Below are 15,714 nucleotides of genomic sequence, written 5' to 3' on the forward strand. Positions count from 1 at the left end.
CCGACGGCATGTCGGGACCCCCGTGCACGAGTGGCGCCGCGCACGAGCCGCGACGAGCCGGTCAGAGCGCAGACGGCGCCGGCACCGGCACCAGCCCGACCGCGTCCAGCACGTCGGCCAGCGTCTCCGGCCCGCCGACGTTGCCCGGCACGACCACGTAGGTGATCTCCCGGCCGTCGTGCGCGAGCATCCGCCACACCGAGACGCCGGGGAGCACCTGGCCGGCGACGTACGCCCAGGTCGCGCCGATGCCGGTGCGGGCCACCTCGGCGGAGGTGATGCCGCCCTTCGCGACCACGACCTCGACCGCGGGGAGCAGATCGCGCACGGCGGTCGTGAGGGCGGTCATGACCTTCTCGCCGTGCGCGAGCGTGTTGTTCTCGGCCGACCGCACGCGCTCGGTGGTCACCACGGTCAGTGGCCGGTCGGCGAGCTGCGTGCGCGCCCGATCGGCGGCGGCGCGGCCGCCGGCGACGGGGTCGGCGAGCGCGGCGGCGGTGTCGATGACCGCCTCCTCGCCCCACTCCTCGCGGAGGCGGGCCAGCTGCGCGGCGGCTCCGCCGGTGTGGGAGCCGCACGCCAGCAGAGTCGGACGGGGCGACGGCACGATCGGCCGCGGCAGCAGCCCCTGGCTCTGCACCCCGGCGAGCGCCGCGGCGAGCGGAGCGGCCGAGCGCACCACGATGACCGCGCCCTGCACGCGGGCGGCCTGCACGGCGGCGGCGATGCGGCGGATGTCGTCGTCGGTCAGCGCGTCCGGCAGCAGCACGCTGCCCGCGGGCGCCGACGCCAGCGCCGTCGCCAGCGCGGAGGCATCGCCGCGGACGACCGACAGCGGCACTCCGACCGGCTCGCGCGAGGACTTCTCGCGAACGTAATCGGCCAGGATCCCCGTGGAGAACGGGAACACCGGGTCCTGCGCATACTCGGTCTCGTGCGCAGGGAGCACCTCCTCGCCGACGCGCACCAGGTGCACGCCGTCGACCGTGGTGCGGCCGCCGTCCGGGAACGCAGGCACGAACAGCATCACGGCGTCGTCGTGGTCGAGGAACACCTCGGTCTCGGCGAAGACGTGCCCGCGGAGGGTGGAGTCGCCGCGCAGCACGAACTGCAGCTCCTCCCCCAGCCGGCGTGCGGCCTCCTCGGCGTCCGCCTTCACCCGCGACACCAGACGCACGGCGGCATCCTCGTCGATCGCGCGGCTGTTGGTCTGCACGTACACGCTGTCGCTGAGCCGCAGCGCCTCGGTCAGGAGGTCCGCGTCACTCTCGAGCAGCACGCGCACGCCGGTCGCGGACTGGGTGCCGGTGGGGTCGTCGTCGAGCACGACCGTCTTCATGGTGGTCCTTTCGGAGGGGACGGAAGAAGGGACGGGAGTAAGGGACGGAGGAGAGGAGGCCGAGGGCGCGACCCGCGCGCCCCCGGCCACTGCGAGGGCCTACTCGCCGGACGCGATCACGCGCTCGACCTCGGCGCGCTCCGCGGCGCCCCAGGTCTCGCGGGTGAGCACGACGCCGAGCAGGCCGATCACGCCGACGGCGACATAGATCCACGCGACGCCGCCCCAGCCCATCCCGATCGCCGCAGCCGTGGCGATGAAGGGAATGAAGCCCGAGATGGCGGCCGAGAACTGGTAGCCGAGGGAGGCGCCGGAGGTGCGCGTGTTGGTGTTGAACAGCTCGCTGAAGTAGGCGCCCTGGGTGCCGGCGAGCATGTCGTGGATGATGGCGAGTCCGATCACGTAGACGAGCACGATCAGGAACGGCAGGCCGGTGTTGACCATGAGGAACATCGGGAAGCCGAAGGCGATCGTGAGCAGCGAACCGATCAGGTACGTCTTCTTCCGGCCGATCCGGTCGCTGAGCGCGCCGAACAGCACGGTCGTGAAGCAGCCGAGCGCCGTCGCGATGATCAGGCCGGTCAGCGCGGTCTCGCGGGAGGCGATCTCGCCCGAGGTGATGTAGCTGATCAGGTAGGTGACGATGACGTAGAAGCCGCCGGTCTCGGCCAGGCGCAGCGCGATGACGCGCAGCACGGTGCGCCAGTCGTTGCGCAGCACGGTGAGGATCGGGTTCTTGACCAGGGTGCCCGCCGTCTTCGCCTCCTCGAACTCGGGGCTCTCGGAGACCTTGAGGCGGATGATGAGGCCGGCGATGATCAGCACGGCGCTGAGCATGAACGGCAGCCGCCAGGCGAGCTCGTTGCCGAGGCCGGCCGACAGCAGGAAGGCGACGTTCGCGAGGAAGACGCCGAGCGGCACGCCGACCTGCGGGATGGCGGAGTACTTGCCGCGCTTGCGCCACGGCGCGTGCTCGAACGTCATCAGGATGGCGCCGCCCCACTCCGCACCGAAGGCGAGGCCCTGCACCACGCGGATGGCGGTGAGCAGCAGCGGAGCCAGGAGGCCGACCTGCGCGTACGTCGGCAGCAGGCCGATCAGCACGGTCGAGATGCCCATGACGAACAGCGCGCCGACGAGCACCGGCTTGCGGCCGTACTTGTCGCCGAGGAAGCCGCCGATGATGCCGCCGAGCGGGCGCATCGCGAAGCCGATGCCGAAGGTCAGGAAGCCGAGCAGGACGCCGACCACCGGGTCCTCGCTGGGGAAGAAGTCGGTGCCGAAGTAGAGCGCTGCGGCGGTGCCGTAGGCGAGGAAGTCGTAGTTCTCGACCGTGGTGCCGACGGCGGAGCCGATGGCCACCTTGAGCCTGTCGGGCGAGCCGTTGGCCGCCTGCTGCGAGCGGGTCGCTGTCATGGTCATGGTGAGGATATCTCCCTTGATACTCATCAGGCCGGGAGACCCTCTCCCTGGCCTACCCGGCGGGGCTGCTGACCCCGCCGACGTTGCCGATCTTGTAGAAGCTGGTGATGTGGTCGCGCACCTGGCGCGCGGCCTCATCGGGGTCCCGCCGCACGATGGCGGCGAGGAGTTCGCGATGCTCGGCCCTGACCGTCTTCGCGGTCTCCCGCCAGTTCTCGAGGCTCGCGTAGGCCTCGATCATCTGGCGGTTGATCGCGATCCGGAGGGACTGCATCAGGTGGGCGGTCAAGGCGTTGCCGGTGGACTCGGCGATCGCCACGTGGAAGGCGCTGTCGAGCCGGTTGAACTCGCCCGTGTCGATCTCCGGGTCCTCCATCGCGTCGAGGATGCCGGCCAGCCGGGTGTGGTCCTCATCCGTCGCGCGATGGGCCGCCTCCCAGCACGACCAGGTCTCGAGCGCGATGCGCGTCTCGAGCACGTCGGTCTGGCTGAAGTGCCCGAGGGCGAGCTGGAGCTTGAGGAGGTTGACGAAGCCGGGACCGGGCGTCCCGACCAGCACCGCCCCGCCCTCCGGCCCGCCGCCGCGGCGGATGTCCACCACGCCGAGCGCCTCCAGCACGCGGAGGCTCTCCCGGAGCGACGGCCGGCTGACGCCCAGCGACAGCGCGAGGTCGCGCTCGCTCGGCAGGTGGTCGCCCGCCTTCAGCCGGCCGTCGAGGATGCGCTCCTCGATCTGCGCCATGACCTGCTCGTACGTGCGCACCCGCTGCACGGGCTCCCACGTCGCATCTGCGGACATCGGGTCCCCCCATCTGGTTCTCGTCGGAGTCGGCGCCAGGAGCGTCGCCTCCGGTGAGAAGCAGTCTAGGGTTCATGGCGCTCATGGTCTGTCGGTCAGACCGCGGCCAGGTGCTCGCTGCGGAACTCCGCCTCGAGTTCCTTGCGGACCTGCACGGCCTGGAGCGTCTCGTCCACGTCGATGTCGTCCCACGAGACCATGCGGTCCTTCGGCACGTCGCGGATGAGTTTGGCGCCGTGGGCGAGGCCGAGCGGCAGGGCGTTGTGCTCGAGCGAGACCGCCGCGGGGGCGAGCTTGCCGAACACCGTGTAACCGCCTTCGCCGTCGAGCGTCTCGCCGGCGCGGAGGTCCTTCTTGGCGGTCGTGACGACGTCGCCGCGGAAGCCGGTGGGGGCACCGGTCGCCTCGTTGCGCAGCACGGCGGCCGCGATCGAGACCCCGAGCTCGAGCCCGATCATGTGGTACGGCCGGTACAGCTCGCCGAAGCGGCCGGACGGGTCGGTCTGCACGCCGTACTCCGCGAAGCACTGCACGGCGTAGTCCGTGCGGGCCTCGAAGGTGACGTAGACGCCCCAGCGGAGGTCGCGGTACACATCGCTGCCGTCGCGGTTGAGGCTGGAGACGATCTCGACGGTCCCGGAGCGGCTGAGGGTGCCGCCGTTCACCTTCGGGATGATCAGGGTCGACAGCTCGTCGACGCCGGCCGGGGTGAAGTTGAGGCCCTCGTCCTGCGGGATCAGCCCGGTGCCGTTGGCCACGGCCGCCATCTCGATCGCCGACTTGGTGCCGTCGAGGAACGAGTTGAACATCTTCGGGTTGTAGTCGCCGGAGGCCAGCTGCTCGTCGGTGAAGCCGTAGTAGTTCCACACGGTGTCGGGCGTCGAGTAGTTGTACTCGGGGAGGTACTTGGTGCCCTTGCCCGCGGCGACGACGTCGAAGCCGACCGTGCGGCACCAGTCGACCATCTCGCAGATGAGCGCGGGCTGGTCGCCGTACGCCATCGAGTAGACGACGCCGGCGGCCTGGGCGCGGCGCTGGAGGATCGGGCCGACCATGCAGTCCGCCTCCACGTTGACCATGATGACGTGCTTGCCGTTGTCGATGGCCTTGAGCGCGTGATAGGTGCCGATGATCGGGTTACCGGTGATCTCGAGCACGACCTCGATCTCGGGCCGCTCGAGCAGGGCGTCCGCGCTCTCGGTGACGAAGGTGGCGCCGGTGCGCAGCGCCTCGTCGAAGCTCGCGGCGGCGTAACGCTCGGCCGCCCAGCCGGTGCGCTCCAGCGCGCCCTTGGCCTTCGGGACGTTGATGTCGGCGACGCCCACGACGTGGAAGCCCGGGCTGTTCACGGCCTGGGTCAGGAACATCGACGAGAACTTGCCGGCGCCGATGACGCCGACGCGGATGGGGCCGGCTTCCGCGGTCCGCTTCTGCAACAGGGAGTGCAGATTCATGTGCCTACTCCTTCGTGGCCGGCCCGCGGGCCGTCCTTCGGTGGTTCTTGGAATGATGGTCAGACCATCAAGCCTTTGACCATGATGGGAGACGACTCCCGCCCTGTCAAGCGCCCGTATGATGAGACCCGTTCGACACCCCGATCTCTTCAAGGAGCTTCAATGCCCATCGCAACGCCGGACCAGTACGCAGAGATGCTCGACAAGGCGAAGGCCGGCGGCTTCGCCTACCCCGCGTTCAACGTGTCGTCGTCGTCGACGATCAACGCGGTGCTGCAGGGCCTCACCGAGGCGGGCAGCGACGGCATCATCCAGGTGACCACCGGCGGCGCCGACTACTTCGCGGGCCAGTCCGTCAAGGCGCGCGCGACCGGTGCCCTCGCGTTCGCGAAGTTCGCGACCGAGGTCGCGAAGAACTACCCGGTGACCGTCGCACTGCACACCGACCACTGCCCCAAGAACGCGCTCGACGACTTCGTGCTGCCGCTCATCGCCGCCTCGGAGGAGGAGGTGAAGGCCGGCCGCAACCCGATCTTCCAGTCCCACATGTGGGACGGCTCCGCTGTGCCGCTCGACGAGAACATCGAGATCGCGCAGCAGATGATCAAGCGCACCAAGGCCATCAACGCCATCCTCGAGGTCGAGATCGGCGTCGTCGGCGGCGAGGAGGACGGCGTGCGTCACGAGGGCTCCAACGAGGCCCTCTACACGACTCTCGCCGACGTCGAGAAGGCCGTAGAGGCGCTGGGCCTCGGCGAGAACGGCCGCTACATGGCCGCCCTCACCTTCGGCAACGTGCACGGTGTCTACAAGCCGGGCAACGTGAAGCTGCGCCCGGAGCTCCTCAAGGAGATCCAGGACGGCATCGCGGCGAAGTACGGCACCGGCGCCAAGCCGCTCGACCTGGTCTTCCACGGCGGCTCCGGCTCGACCGACGCCGAGATCGCGGAGGCCGTGCGCAACGGCGTCGTGAAGATGAACATCGACACCGACACGCAGTACGCCTTCACCCGCTCCATCGCCGACTACATGCTGAAGAACTACGACGGCGTGATCAAGGTCGACGGCGAGGTCGGCAACAAGAAGCTGTACGACCCGCGCGCGTGGGGCAAGGTCGCGGAGTCGGCGATGGCCGCCCGCGTCGTCGAGGCCACGCAGCAGCTCGGCTCGGCCGGCCACTCCGGCAAGTAGTCCGTCAGCGGCGGCCGGCCCCGTGCCGGCCGCCGCGCACCATCGAGGAGGCGGCCGGGATGGCCGAGCAGCACCCGCAGCCGGACGAGCGGCCGCGGCCGAAGTACGGCGAGCTGGCGCCACCGGGCTGGACCTGGACGCCGCCGGCCGACGCCGACCGGCTCGACACCTCCCGGACCAGCCCCGCTGCGTCCGGAGCGGAAGAGTCGCCCGTCGAGCACCAGGCGCCGCCTCCCCACGCCTACCAGGCGCCTCCGGGCGGCGTGCTGCAGCAGCCCCGCGCCACCTCGCGCTGGGATCTGCCGCTGACGGTCCTCCTGCTGGTCTTCGGCTTCTTCGGGCTGTCGTACTCCATCGGCATCCTGCAGGCGTTCCCCGCCTACCTGCAGCTGCTGCACAGCTCGCAGGGCCTCGGCGACTACACGCCCGAGCCGGTCGTCGGCACCATCGTCACGATCGGCACCATCACGATGGCGGGCCTGTGGGCGGTGTCGACCGGCCTCTCCGTCTGGCTCCTGGTGCGCAAGCGCGTCGCGTTCTACGTGCCGCTCATCACGGGCGTCATCGCCTTCATCGCGCTGATCGTCTTCGCGAGCCTCATGGTCTCCACCGACCCGGCGCTGCTGGACGTCTATGGCGGCTTCTCGCCGCCGCCCGCGCCGAGCACCCCCTGATCGGAGGCGCCCGGCGCGGCGGGCTCGACGGCTGCGTCCCGGCTCAGGCCGCCGCGTCGTCCTCGCGCGCCTCGGCGAGACCCTCGGCGAGCGGCGTGGTCGGGCGGCCGATCAGCTCGCGGAGCGTCGGGGTCGCCTCCCCGAGCAGCCCGTCGCGGATGTTGCCGTCGAGCGCGACGACGAAGCCGACCGTGCCCTCGTCGAGGCCGGCGCCGCTGAGGATGCTCGCGTGCTCCTCCGGCGACACCGAGCGGTAGGCGACCTCGCGGCCGATCAGCGAGCCGATCGTGGCGGCGAGCTCGTCGAACGTCCACGCGACGTCGCCGCTCAGCTCGTAGACCGCGCCGTCGTGGCCCGGCTCCGTGAGCACCACGGCCGCGGCCTCCGCGTAGTCCTTGCGGGAGGCGCTGGCGACCCGCCCCTCCCCCGCGCTGCCGACGAGCTCGCCCGTCGCTGCGGCGGTGTCGAGCTGGCCGACGTAGTTCTCGGTGTACCAATTGTTGCGCAGGATGGTGACCGGGAGGCCGGAGGCGGCGAGCAGCCGCTCGGTCTCGGCGTGCTCCGGCGCCAGCACCAGCGCGGAGTCGGTCGCGCGCGGCGCGCTCGTGTAGACCAGGCGGGAGACGCCGGCGGCCTTCGCGGCCTCGATGGCGTTGGCGTGCTGGGCCACGCGCTTGCCGACCTCGGAACCGGAGACGAGCAGCACGGCGTCGACGCCGTCGAACGCGGGCACGAGCGTCTCGGGGCGCTCGAAGTCGATCACGGCGGTGTCGACGCCGCGGGCGGCGAGCGGGGCGAGGCGCTCGGCCGAGCGGCCGGCGGCGCGGATCTGCTCAGCGGGCACGCCGCGCTCGAGCAGCGCGTCGACGACGAGACGGCCGAGGTGGCCGGTGGCTCCGGTGACGAGGATGGTCATGGGTGGTTTCCTTTCGGTCGGACATGAAGGCGAACCCGCTCCGCGCGCCGAAACTTCCCATCCGCGGGTACCCACTTTTCGGTAAGTTACTGACGTGGACATCGGAAACAGGCCGCTGAGCGGCTACGGCTTCACCGACGGCGTCCTCCCCGCCGCCTGCCCGAGCCGGATCGTGCTGAATCACGTCACGAGCACCTGGGGCGTGCTCGTGCTCGTCGCCCTCTCGCAGAGCGACCACCGCTGGGGCGAGCTGCGCCGCACCGTGCAGGGCATCAGCGAGAAGATGCTGGCCCAGACGCTCCGCACCCTGGAGCACGACGGCTTCGTCCTCCGAACCGCCCAGCCGACGATCCCTCCCCGGGTCGACTACAGCCTCACCGAGCGCGGCCGGGCGCTGACGGAGCATCTCCTCCCGCTCATGTCCTGGATCTCCGACCACGCCGACGAGATCGTGGGCGAGGCGAGCGGCCCGGCGGACTGACGCGCGCTGACGCCCGCTCTGCTCTTGCCCTGGGCGCTGCCCGGTGGGAACGTCGAGGCATGGCCAAGCAGAAGAAGCAGGACAAGCTCGAGAAGGCGGCCAAGAAGGCCTACAAGCGCGCCGTGAAGGCCGTCGACGCGGCGGTGGAGGCCGCGGAGGCGGTCGACAAGAAGGCGCGGAAGAAGGCGCAGAAGCTGCGCGCCCGCCTTGCGGATGCGGCCGGCCCGCGCACCACCGCGGGCACGCGGCCCGCTGAGCAGAGCGCGCCCGACGAGCCGACCTCCGCCTCCGCCATCGACCTCACCCCGCCGCTGCCGAACGTCGAGGACCCGACGGCCGACACCGCGGCGGAGTTCGCCGGCTCGACGGCCACCGCCGAGCCGCACGACCCTGCACTCGACCGCATGACGGCGCAGGCCCTGCGGGATGTCGCACGCGCCCGCGGTCTCGCGAACGTTTCGCGGCTGTCGAAGGCGCAGCTGATCGAGCGCCTCAGCGAGTAGCGCCGACCGAGGCGGCACCGGTCAGTACGGGACGGCTCAGCGGCCTGCGCCTCCGCGCCCGCCGAGCGCCCGCGCGTCCTGCTTGCCGGAGATGTCCTTGCGGAGCTCCTTCGGCAGCGAGAACATCAGGTCCTCCTCGGCGGTCTTGACCTCCTGCACCTCGCCGTAGCCGGCGGCGGAGAGCTCGTCGAGCACCTCCTGCACCAGCACCTCGGGCACGGACGCGCCGCTCGTCACGCCGACCGATGCGACGCCGTCCAGCCACTCCTGGCGGATCTCGGAGGCGTAGTCGACCCGGTACGCGGCCTTCGCCCCGTACTCGAGCGCGACCTCCACGAGCCGCACCGAGTTGGAGGAGTTGGCCGAGCCGACCACGATCACGAGTTCCGCCTGCTCGGCGACCTTCTTGATGGCGACCTGGCGGTTCTGCGTCGCGTAGCAGATGTCGTCGCTGGGCGGGTCCTGGAGGTTCGGGAAGCGCTCGCGCAGGCGGCGCACGGTCTCCATCGTCTCGTCGACCGAGAGCGTGGTCTGCGACAGCCACACGACCTTGTCGGGGTCGCGCACCTGCACGGTGTCGGCGTCGCCGGGACCGTTGACGAGGGTCACGTGCTCGGGCGCCTCGCCCGCGGTGCCCTCGACCTCCTCGTGGCCCTCGTGGCCGATGAGCAGGATCTCGAAGTCGTCGCGCGCGAACCGCACGGCCTCGCGGTGCACCTTGGTCACCAGCGGGCAGGTCGCGTCGATCGCGTGCAGCCCACGCGCCGCAGCGCCCTGCACGACCGCCGGAGAGACGCCGTGTGCGGAGAACACGACGTGCGCGCCCTGGGGCACCTCGTCGACCTCGTCGACGAAGATCGCGCCCTGCTTCTCGAGCTCGGACACGACGTGCACGTTGTGGACGATCTGCTTGCGCACGTACACCGGCGCGCCGTAGTGCTCGAGCGCCTTCTCGACCGCGACCACGGCGCGGTCGACGCCGGCGCAGTACCCGCGCGGTGCCGCCAGCAGCACCCGCTTCTGTCCGACGACCGGGATATCCTGAAGCCGGCCGCGCACACCGGGCGCCCGGCGAACGGGGATCCGGGGCATCGGAAGGCTGATGGTTGCGTCGCTCACCCCTCGATCGTACGTGAGCGCGCTGAACGACGGATGGGAGGACGCGGTGACGGAGACGGCGAGCGCACCCTCGAGCGCACCGACGAGCGCACCGACGGGCGCCCCCGCGTTCACCGCCGGCCCGCCGACGCTCGACGCGCCCTGGCCGGTCGCGCTGCTCGCGTCCAAGATCAAGGGCTGGATCGATCGGCTCGGCACCGCGTGGGTCGAGGGCGAGATCACGCAGTGGGGCGTCTCCGGCGGCAACGTCTACGGCAAGCTGAAGGACCTCAACGAGGACGCGACGATCAGCTTCACGATCTGGTCGTCGGTGAAGGCGCGCATCCCGGCCGACCTGAAGCAGGGCGACCGCGTGATCGCCGCCGTCAAGCCGAACTACTGGCTCAAGGGCGGCACGCTCACCATGCAGGTCTTCGACATGCGGCACGTGGGTCTCGGCGACCTCCTGGAGCGGCTGGAGCGGCTGCGCGCCCAGCTCGCGGCGGAGGGGCTGTTCGCCCTCGAGCGCAAGAAGCGCCTCCCGTTCCTCCCGCACACGATCGGCCTCGTCACCGGCAAGGACTCCGACGCCGAGAAGGACGTGCTGCGCAACGCGCAGCTGCGCTGGCCCGCCGTGCGCTTCCGCGTCGTGTACGCCGCGGTGCAGGGCGAGCGGACGGTTCCGGAGGTGATGGGCGCGATCCGGCGGCTCGACGCCGACCCCGAGGTGGAGGTCATCATCGTCGCGCGCGGCGGCGGCGACTTCCAGAACCTCCTCGGCTTCAGCGACGAGCGGCTGGTGCGCGCGGCGGCGGAGGCCCTGACCCCGATCGTCTCGGCCATCGGCCACGAGGCCGACCGGCCGCTGCTGGACGAGGTGGCGGACCTCCGCGCCTCCACGCCCACCGATGCGGCCAAGCGCGTGGTCCCCGACGTCGCCGAGGAGCTCGCCCGGGTGCAGCAGGCCAGGGCCAGGATCGGCATGCGGGTCACGCACATGATCGCGAACGAGATCGACCGCATCGGCCACCTCCGCACCCGGCCGGTGCTCGCCTCCTCGTCGTGGATCGTCGACACGCGCGCCCAGGAGCTCACCCGGTACGTCGCCCGCGGCGCCGAGCTGATGGAGCGCTGCGTCGACCGCGAGACCACGCGCGTCGCCGAGCTGCGCGGGCAGCTGCGCGCCCTGTCGCCGCAGGCCACCCTCGACCGCGGGTACGCGATCGTGCAGAACGACGCCGGGCACGTCGTCTCCTCCCCCGCGGAGGCGCCGGCCGGCTCCGCCCTGCGGGTGACCGTCTCCGACGGCGCGTTCGCCGCCACCGCGGGCGAGGCGCTCGCCTCTCCCGCGCACCACGACGACGGTCCCTCCGATTCCAGCCTCGGCTCCTCCGGCCCAGCCACCGCTCAGCGGGGGAAATAGAATGGACGGCATGGCCACACCCGAGACGAGCCCCGGCTCCGATCCCCTCAGCTCCCTCGGCTACGAGGAGGCGCGCGACGAGCTCGTCCGCGTCGTCGCCGCCCTGGAGCAGGGCCAGGCCACCCTCGAGGAGTCGATCGCCCTCTGGGAGCGCGGCGAGGCCCTCGCCCGCCACTGCGAGGAGTGGCTGATCGGCGCGAAGGCGCGGCTCGACGCCGCCCGCGCCGGAGCAGGCGCCTCCTCCCCCGCCTCCGCGACCGCCGGAGCCGCTGACCCCGAATGAGTTCCGCCGCATGAGCCCCCGCACCAAGCCCCCCGCCGTCGTCGCCGAGCTCGGCCGACCGGAGACCCCGGAGGAGACCGCCGCCCGCAAGGCGCAGAACTCCGCGAACCACCGCAACCGGCAGACGGTCAACAACCTCGTCTACTCGCTCCTCGCGACCCTCGCCCTGGTCGTCGTCATCGTGCTCGCGGTGCCGCGCGGCAATCCGACCGCCGACGCCCCCGCCGTCGACTACGCGAAGATCGCGCAGGAGGCGCAGGGCAGCGAGCCCGACCGCCTCCTGGTGCCGAAGCTCCCGGCCGGCTGGAAGGCCAACAACGCCGAGCTGCGCACCAGGACCGCCGACAAGGTGGACTACTGGTACATCGGGCTGCTGACGCCGAAGGGCGAGTACATCGGCGTCACCCAGGGCTTCGAGGCCAACGAGAGCTGGGTCGCCGAGCAGGTGAACCGCACCATGATCAAGGGCACGCGCTCGATCAGCGGCGTGACCTGGGACGTCTACGACAACCGCACCTCCAGCTCCGACAACGGCAATGTCGCCTACGGGCTGTCCACGGAGGCCGGCAGGAGCTCCATCATCGTCTTCGGAACCGCCGACGACGCCGAATTCGACACGGTCGCCGACGCGCTGGCCGGTCAGATCACACAACTGGGAGGCAAGTGATGCCGACGACCCGACCGGGCCGCATCTGGAACGCCATGCTCGCGGGCAATGAGCGCTTCATCGCAGGGACTCCCCAGCACCCGCACCAGGACGTCGAGCGCCGCGAGTCCGTCGCCGCCGGCCAGGCGCCCGTCGCCGCGATCTTCGGCTGCGCCGACTCGCGCCTCGCGGCCGAGATCATCTTCGACATGGGCCTCGGCGACGCGTTCGTGGTGCGCAACGCCGGGCAGGTCATCTCGGACTCCGTCCTGGGCTCGCTGGACTACGCGGTCGCGGTGCTCAACGTGCCGCTCATCCTCGTGCTCGGCCATGACGCCTGCGGCGCCGTCGCCTCGGCCATCGCCTCCCAGGCGGAGGACGCGGAGCCGCTGCCCCCGCACATCGCCAACCTGATCGCGCCGATCGTCCCGGCCGTGCACCGCGTCACCGGCACCGCCGCCGACGCGCACATCGACCCCGCGACGGTGGACGCCGGCGAGGTGGGCCGCGAGCACCTGCGCGACACCGTCGGGGAGCTGCTCGCGCGGTCCGAGGTGATCAGCGCGGCCGTGGCCGCGAACACGCTCGCGATCGTCGGAGCGAACTACCGGCTCCAGGAAGGTCGGGTCGTCCCCGACGTCGTCGTCGGAATGGCCGATCCGGTCGCCGACCCAACGCCCGCGCGCTGACCGGCGCACGAGCCCAGAAAGGAAACACACCGTGGTGGACACCCAGGCGGACGCCGAGTACCGCATCGAGCACGACACGATGGGCGAGGTGCGGGTCCCCGCCGCCGCGCTCTACAGCGCGCAGACGCAGCGGGCCGTCGAGAACTTCCCGATCTCGGGCTCGGTGCTGGAGCCGACCCAGATCGCCGCGCTCGCCCGCATCAAGAAGTCGGCCGCGCTCGCGAACGCGCGTCTCGGCGTGCTCGACGCCGACATCGCCGAGGCGATCGCCGCGGCCGCCGACGAGGTCGTCGCCGGCGCGCACAACGCCGAGTTCCCGATCGACGTCTACCAGACCGGCTCGGGCACCTCCTCCAACATGAACATGAACGAGGTGCTGGCGACGCTCGCCTCCCGCCGCCTCGGCAAGCCCGTGCACCCGAACGACCACGTCAACGCGTCGCAGTCGTCGAACGACGTGTTCCCGACCTCCGTGCACATCGCCGTGACCGGAGCGCTCATCGACGACCTCATCCCCGCGCTCGACCACCTCGCGGTCGCGCTGGAGGAGAAGGCGGAGCTGTGGGCGACCGCCGTCAAGAGCGGCCGCACGCACCTCATGGACGCGACCCCGGTCACGCTCGGCCAGGAGTTCGGCGGCTACGCGGCGCAGATCCGCTACGGCATCGAGCGCGTGCAGGGCTCGCTGCACCGCGTCGCGGAGGTCCCGCTCGGCGGCACCGCCGTCGGCACCGGCATCAACACGCCGATCGGCTTCCCGCAGCTGGTGATCGAGCTGCTCACGCAGGAGACCGAGCTGCCCATCACCGAGGCGCGCAACCACTTCGAGGCCCAGGCGAACCGCGACGCGCTGGTGGAGGCCTCCGGCGCCCTCCGCACCATCGCCGTCAGCCTGACCAAGATCTGCAACGACCTGCGCTGGATGGGCTCCGGCCCGAACACCGGCCTCGGCGAGCTGCACATCCCCGACCTGCAGCCGGGTTCGTCGATCATGCCCGGCAAGGTCAACCCGGTCATTCCGGAGGCCGTGCTCATGGTCGCGAGCCGCGTGATCGGCAACGACGCGACCGTCGCCTGGAGCGGAGCCTCCGGCCTGTTCGAGCTGAACGTCGCCATCCCGGTCATGGGCACCGCGCTGCTGGAGTCGATCCGTCTGCTCACACAGGCGTCGCGCGTGCTCGCCGACAAGACGGTGACGGGCCTCGAGGCCAACCTCGACCGCGCCCGCGCGTTCGCCGAGTCGAGCCCGTCGATCGTGACGCCGCTCAACCGCGTGATCGGTTACGAGGCCGCAGCGAAGGTCGCCAAGCACTCGGTCGCCCAGGGCATGACGGTCCGCGAGGCCGTCATCGACCTCGGCTTCGTGGAGCGCGGCGAGGTCACCGAGGAGCAGCTCGACAAGGCCCTCGACGTCCTCAGCATGACCCACCCGGGCTGAGTGGGAGGCGCGTTCCGCGCTTCCCCCCCGTCCCAACGAGGCGCCCCTTCCGAATCGCGGGAGGGGCGCCTCGCCGCGTCCGGCGCAGCCGCGGCGTCGCTTCTGGCAGGCGCCGCCCTAGACTCGTGGGATGCTGACCGCCGGGGATCCTCTGCGGCACCGCCCCCGCCGCGTCATCGTGGCCGGCGTCTCGGGCAGCGGCAAGACGACCCTCGCCGCACGCATCGCCGCCGTCACCGGCGACCCGCACACGGAGATCGACAGCCTGTTCCACGGCCCCGGCTGGGAGCCGCGTCCGTCGTTCGCCGACGACGTCCGCACCCTGGCGGCGACCGACAGCTGGACGACGGAGTGGCAGTACACCGCTGCCCGCGACATCCTCGCCGAGCGGGCGGACCTTCTGGTCTGGCTGGACTACCCCTTCCTCCGCGTCACCCTCCCCCGCGTGATCCGCCGCACCCTCCACCGCAACCGCTCCCGCGAGGTGCTCTGGAACGGCAACGTCGAACCTCCCCTCTGGACCGCGTTCACCCGCCGCGATCACATCGTGCGCTGGGCGATCGCCACACGCCGCAAGTACCACACGCTCGTCCCGGAGCTGCAGCGCACCCGCCCCGATCTGACCATCGTCCGCCTGCGCAGCCCGGCCGAGACCGAGGCGTGGCTCACCGGCCCGCTGCGGGCGGCCGCGGGCTGAACCACCGCGCCAGCTCCCGGGCGATGTCGCCGACCTCCTCCCGCTCGCCGGCCGCCACCGCGACGATCAGGTCGAACATCGCCTGTTCGTCGTAGCGCTCCCCATAGCCGTTGAGGTCGAAGAACAGCACGCACAGCACCCACCCTGTCCGCTTGTTCCCGTCGAGCAGCGGGTGGTTCCGCAGCACCGAGTGGAGCAGCGCGGCCGCCTTGTTGTACACGTCCGGATAGGCGTCCTTCCCGAACACCGTGGCGGCAGGCCGCCCCAGCGCAGAGTCGAGAAGCACAGGATCCCGGATGACCGCGACCGGCTCGGAGCCGAGCACCGCACGGATGACGCCGTGCGCCTCCTCCTGCGTGAGGTAGCGGTACGTCACGCGTCCCGCAGCCGCTCCAGCAGGCCCGCGTTCTGCTGCACGATGCGCCTGAGGATCTGCTGCGTCGCGCTGTCGTGGGCCGCGATGTGCGCGTCGACCGCCTCCAGCACCACCGAGGTGAAAGAGGTCCCCGCCTCCGTCGCGATGCGGTCTACCGCGCTCACCTGGTCGGCGCGGAAGGCGATCAGCTTCTTGGTCCGGCCCGCGGGCTGCACCCCGGTCGATCGTGCGTCCGTCATCATCGTCCCCCTTGGTATATATGCGGTAGGACTTCCATATATACAC

General features: G+C 71.3%; 18 protein-coding genes. 10 read left to right on the top strand and 8 right to left on the bottom strand.

Annotated features, from left to right (window positions below):
- Nucleotides 1–61 precede the first annotated feature (61 nt).
- From P5G50_RS15150 to P5G50_RS15165, 4 genes are all read right to left on the bottom strand, one after another.
- Nucleotides 62–1,339, bottom strand: coding sequence for a four-carbon acid sugar kinase family protein (locus P5G50_RS15150; protein WP_301212414.1), 1,278 nt, complete (start codon nt 1,337–1,339; stop codon nt 62–64).
- 99 nt (nt 1,340–1,438) lie between these two features.
- Complete coding sequence (locus tag P5G50_RS15155; protein WP_363319479.1) at nt 1,439–2,755, bottom strand: MFS transporter; 1,317 nt, start codon at nt 2,753–2,755, stop codon at nt 1,439–1,441.
- Between the two features lie 58 nt (nt 2,756–2,813).
- Nucleotides 2,814–3,560, bottom strand: coding sequence for a FadR/GntR family transcriptional regulator (locus tag P5G50_RS15160; protein ID WP_301212412.1), 747 nt, complete (start codon nt 3,558–3,560; stop codon nt 2,814–2,816).
- Between the two features lie 95 nt (nt 3,561–3,655).
- Nucleotides 3,656–5,014, bottom strand: a complete 1,359-nt coding sequence (locus P5G50_RS15165) for an NAD(P)H-dependent oxidoreductase (protein ID WP_301212411.1) — start codon at nt 5,012–5,014, stop codon at nt 3,656–3,658.
- A gap of 162 nt (nt 5,015–5,176) precedes the next feature.
- On the opposite strand from P5G50_RS15165, the gene fbaA reads away from it, so the two are divergent.
- Together fbaA and P5G50_RS15175 are read left to right on the top strand one after the other, a co-directional pair.
- Complete coding sequence (fbaA, locus tag P5G50_RS15170; RefSeq protein ID WP_301212409.1) at nt 5,177–6,205, top strand: class II fructose-bisphosphate aldolase; 1,029 nt, start codon at nt 5,177–5,179, stop codon at nt 6,203–6,205.
- Nucleotides 6,206–6,264: 59 nt separating this feature from the next.
- Entirely contained in the window at nt 6,265–6,879 is a 615-nt protein-coding gene (locus P5G50_RS15175) for a DUF6264 family protein (RefSeq protein WP_301212408.1), read from the top strand.
- 43 nt (nt 6,880–6,922) lie between these two features.
- Here the strand turns inward: P5G50_RS15175 and P5G50_RS15180 are convergent, their stop codons facing one another.
- A complete protein-coding gene (locus P5G50_RS15180) occupies nt 6,923–7,795 on the bottom strand; it encodes an SDR family oxidoreductase (protein ID WP_301212406.1) in 873 nt (290 codons plus the stop codon).
- A 94-nt stretch (nt 7,796–7,889) separates the two neighbouring features.
- Here P5G50_RS15180 and P5G50_RS15185 point away from each other — a divergent pair, with 94 nt between their 5' ends.
- Both P5G50_RS15185 and P5G50_RS15190 read left to right on the top strand, forming a co-directional pair.
- A complete protein-coding gene (locus P5G50_RS15185) occupies nt 7,890–8,276 on the top strand; it encodes a winged helix-turn-helix transcriptional regulator (protein WP_301212404.1) in 387 nt (128 codons plus the stop codon).
- 59 nt (nt 8,277–8,335) lie between these two features.
- Entirely contained in the window at nt 8,336–8,779 is a 444-nt protein-coding gene (locus P5G50_RS15190; protein WP_301212402.1) for a Rho termination factor N-terminal domain-containing protein, read from the top strand.
- Between the two features lie 36 nt (nt 8,780–8,815).
- Here the strand turns inward: P5G50_RS15190 and P5G50_RS15195 are convergent, their stop codons facing one another.
- Complete coding sequence (locus P5G50_RS15195) at nt 8,816–9,871, bottom strand: 4-hydroxy-3-methylbut-2-enyl diphosphate reductase (RefSeq protein WP_301212518.1); 1,056 nt, start codon at nt 9,869–9,871, stop codon at nt 8,816–8,818.
- A 40-nt stretch (nt 9,872–9,911) separates the two neighbouring features.
- On the opposite strand from P5G50_RS15195, the gene xseA reads away from it, so the two are divergent.
- The 6 genes from xseA to P5G50_RS15225 all read left to right on the top strand — a co-directional run bounded on the left by xseA (nt 9,912) and on the right by P5G50_RS15225 (nt 15,053).
- Nucleotides 9,912–11,300, top strand: coding sequence for an exodeoxyribonuclease VII large subunit (gene xseA / locus P5G50_RS15200; protein ID WP_435870904.1), 1,389 nt, complete (start codon nt 9,912–9,914; stop codon nt 11,298–11,300).
- A gap of 10 nt (nt 11,301–11,310) precedes the next feature.
- Complete coding sequence (locus tag P5G50_RS15205) at nt 11,311–11,583, top strand: exodeoxyribonuclease VII small subunit (RefSeq protein WP_301212400.1); 273 nt, start codon at nt 11,311–11,313, stop codon at nt 11,581–11,583.
- Between the two features lie 10 nt (nt 11,584–11,593).
- On the top strand, nt 11,594–12,250 hold the full coding sequence (locus P5G50_RS15210; protein WP_301212398.1) for a DUF4245 domain-containing protein: 657 nt from the start codon (nt 11,594–11,596) through the stop codon (nt 12,248–12,250).
- Nucleotides 12,250–12,918 (top strand): carbonic anhydrase, encoded by a 669-nt coding sequence (locus P5G50_RS15215; protein ID WP_301212396.1) that lies wholly within the window; start codon nt 12,250–12,252, stop codon nt 12,916–12,918. Before P5G50_RS15210 ends, P5G50_RS15215 begins: the two co-directional genes overlap by 1 nt.
- Before the next feature lie 31 nt (nt 12,919–12,949).
- Nucleotides 12,950–14,356 carry a class II fumarate hydratase gene (locus P5G50_RS15220; RefSeq protein ID WP_301212395.1) on the top strand — a complete coding sequence of 469 codons (1,407 nt, stop codon included), beginning with the start codon at nt 12,950–12,952 and terminating at the stop codon, nt 14,354–14,356.
- 130 nt (nt 14,357–14,486) lie between these two features.
- A complete protein-coding gene (locus tag P5G50_RS15225) occupies nt 14,487–15,053 on the top strand; it encodes a P-loop NTPase family protein (protein ID WP_301212394.1) in 567 nt (188 codons plus the stop codon).
- Here P5G50_RS15225 and P5G50_RS15230 read toward each other — a convergent pair.
- Nucleotides 15,022–15,429, bottom strand: a complete 408-nt coding sequence (locus P5G50_RS15230; RefSeq protein ID WP_301212393.1) for a type II toxin-antitoxin system death-on-curing family toxin — start codon at nt 15,427–15,429, stop codon at nt 15,022–15,024. The genes P5G50_RS15225 and P5G50_RS15230 overlap by 32 nt on opposite strands.
- A complete protein-coding gene (locus P5G50_RS15235) occupies nt 15,426–15,668 on the bottom strand; it encodes a hypothetical protein (protein ID WP_301212392.1) in 243 nt (80 codons plus the stop codon). Before P5G50_RS15235 ends, P5G50_RS15230 begins: the two co-directional genes overlap by 4 nt.
- Between the last annotated feature and the right edge of the window lie 46 nt (nt 15,669–15,714).

The sequence above is a fragment of the Leifsonia williamsii genome (assembly GCF_030433685.1).
In the GTDB taxonomy this organism is placed as follows: domain Bacteria; phylum Actinomycetota; class Actinomycetes; order Actinomycetales; family Microbacteriaceae; genus Leifsonia; species Leifsonia williamsii.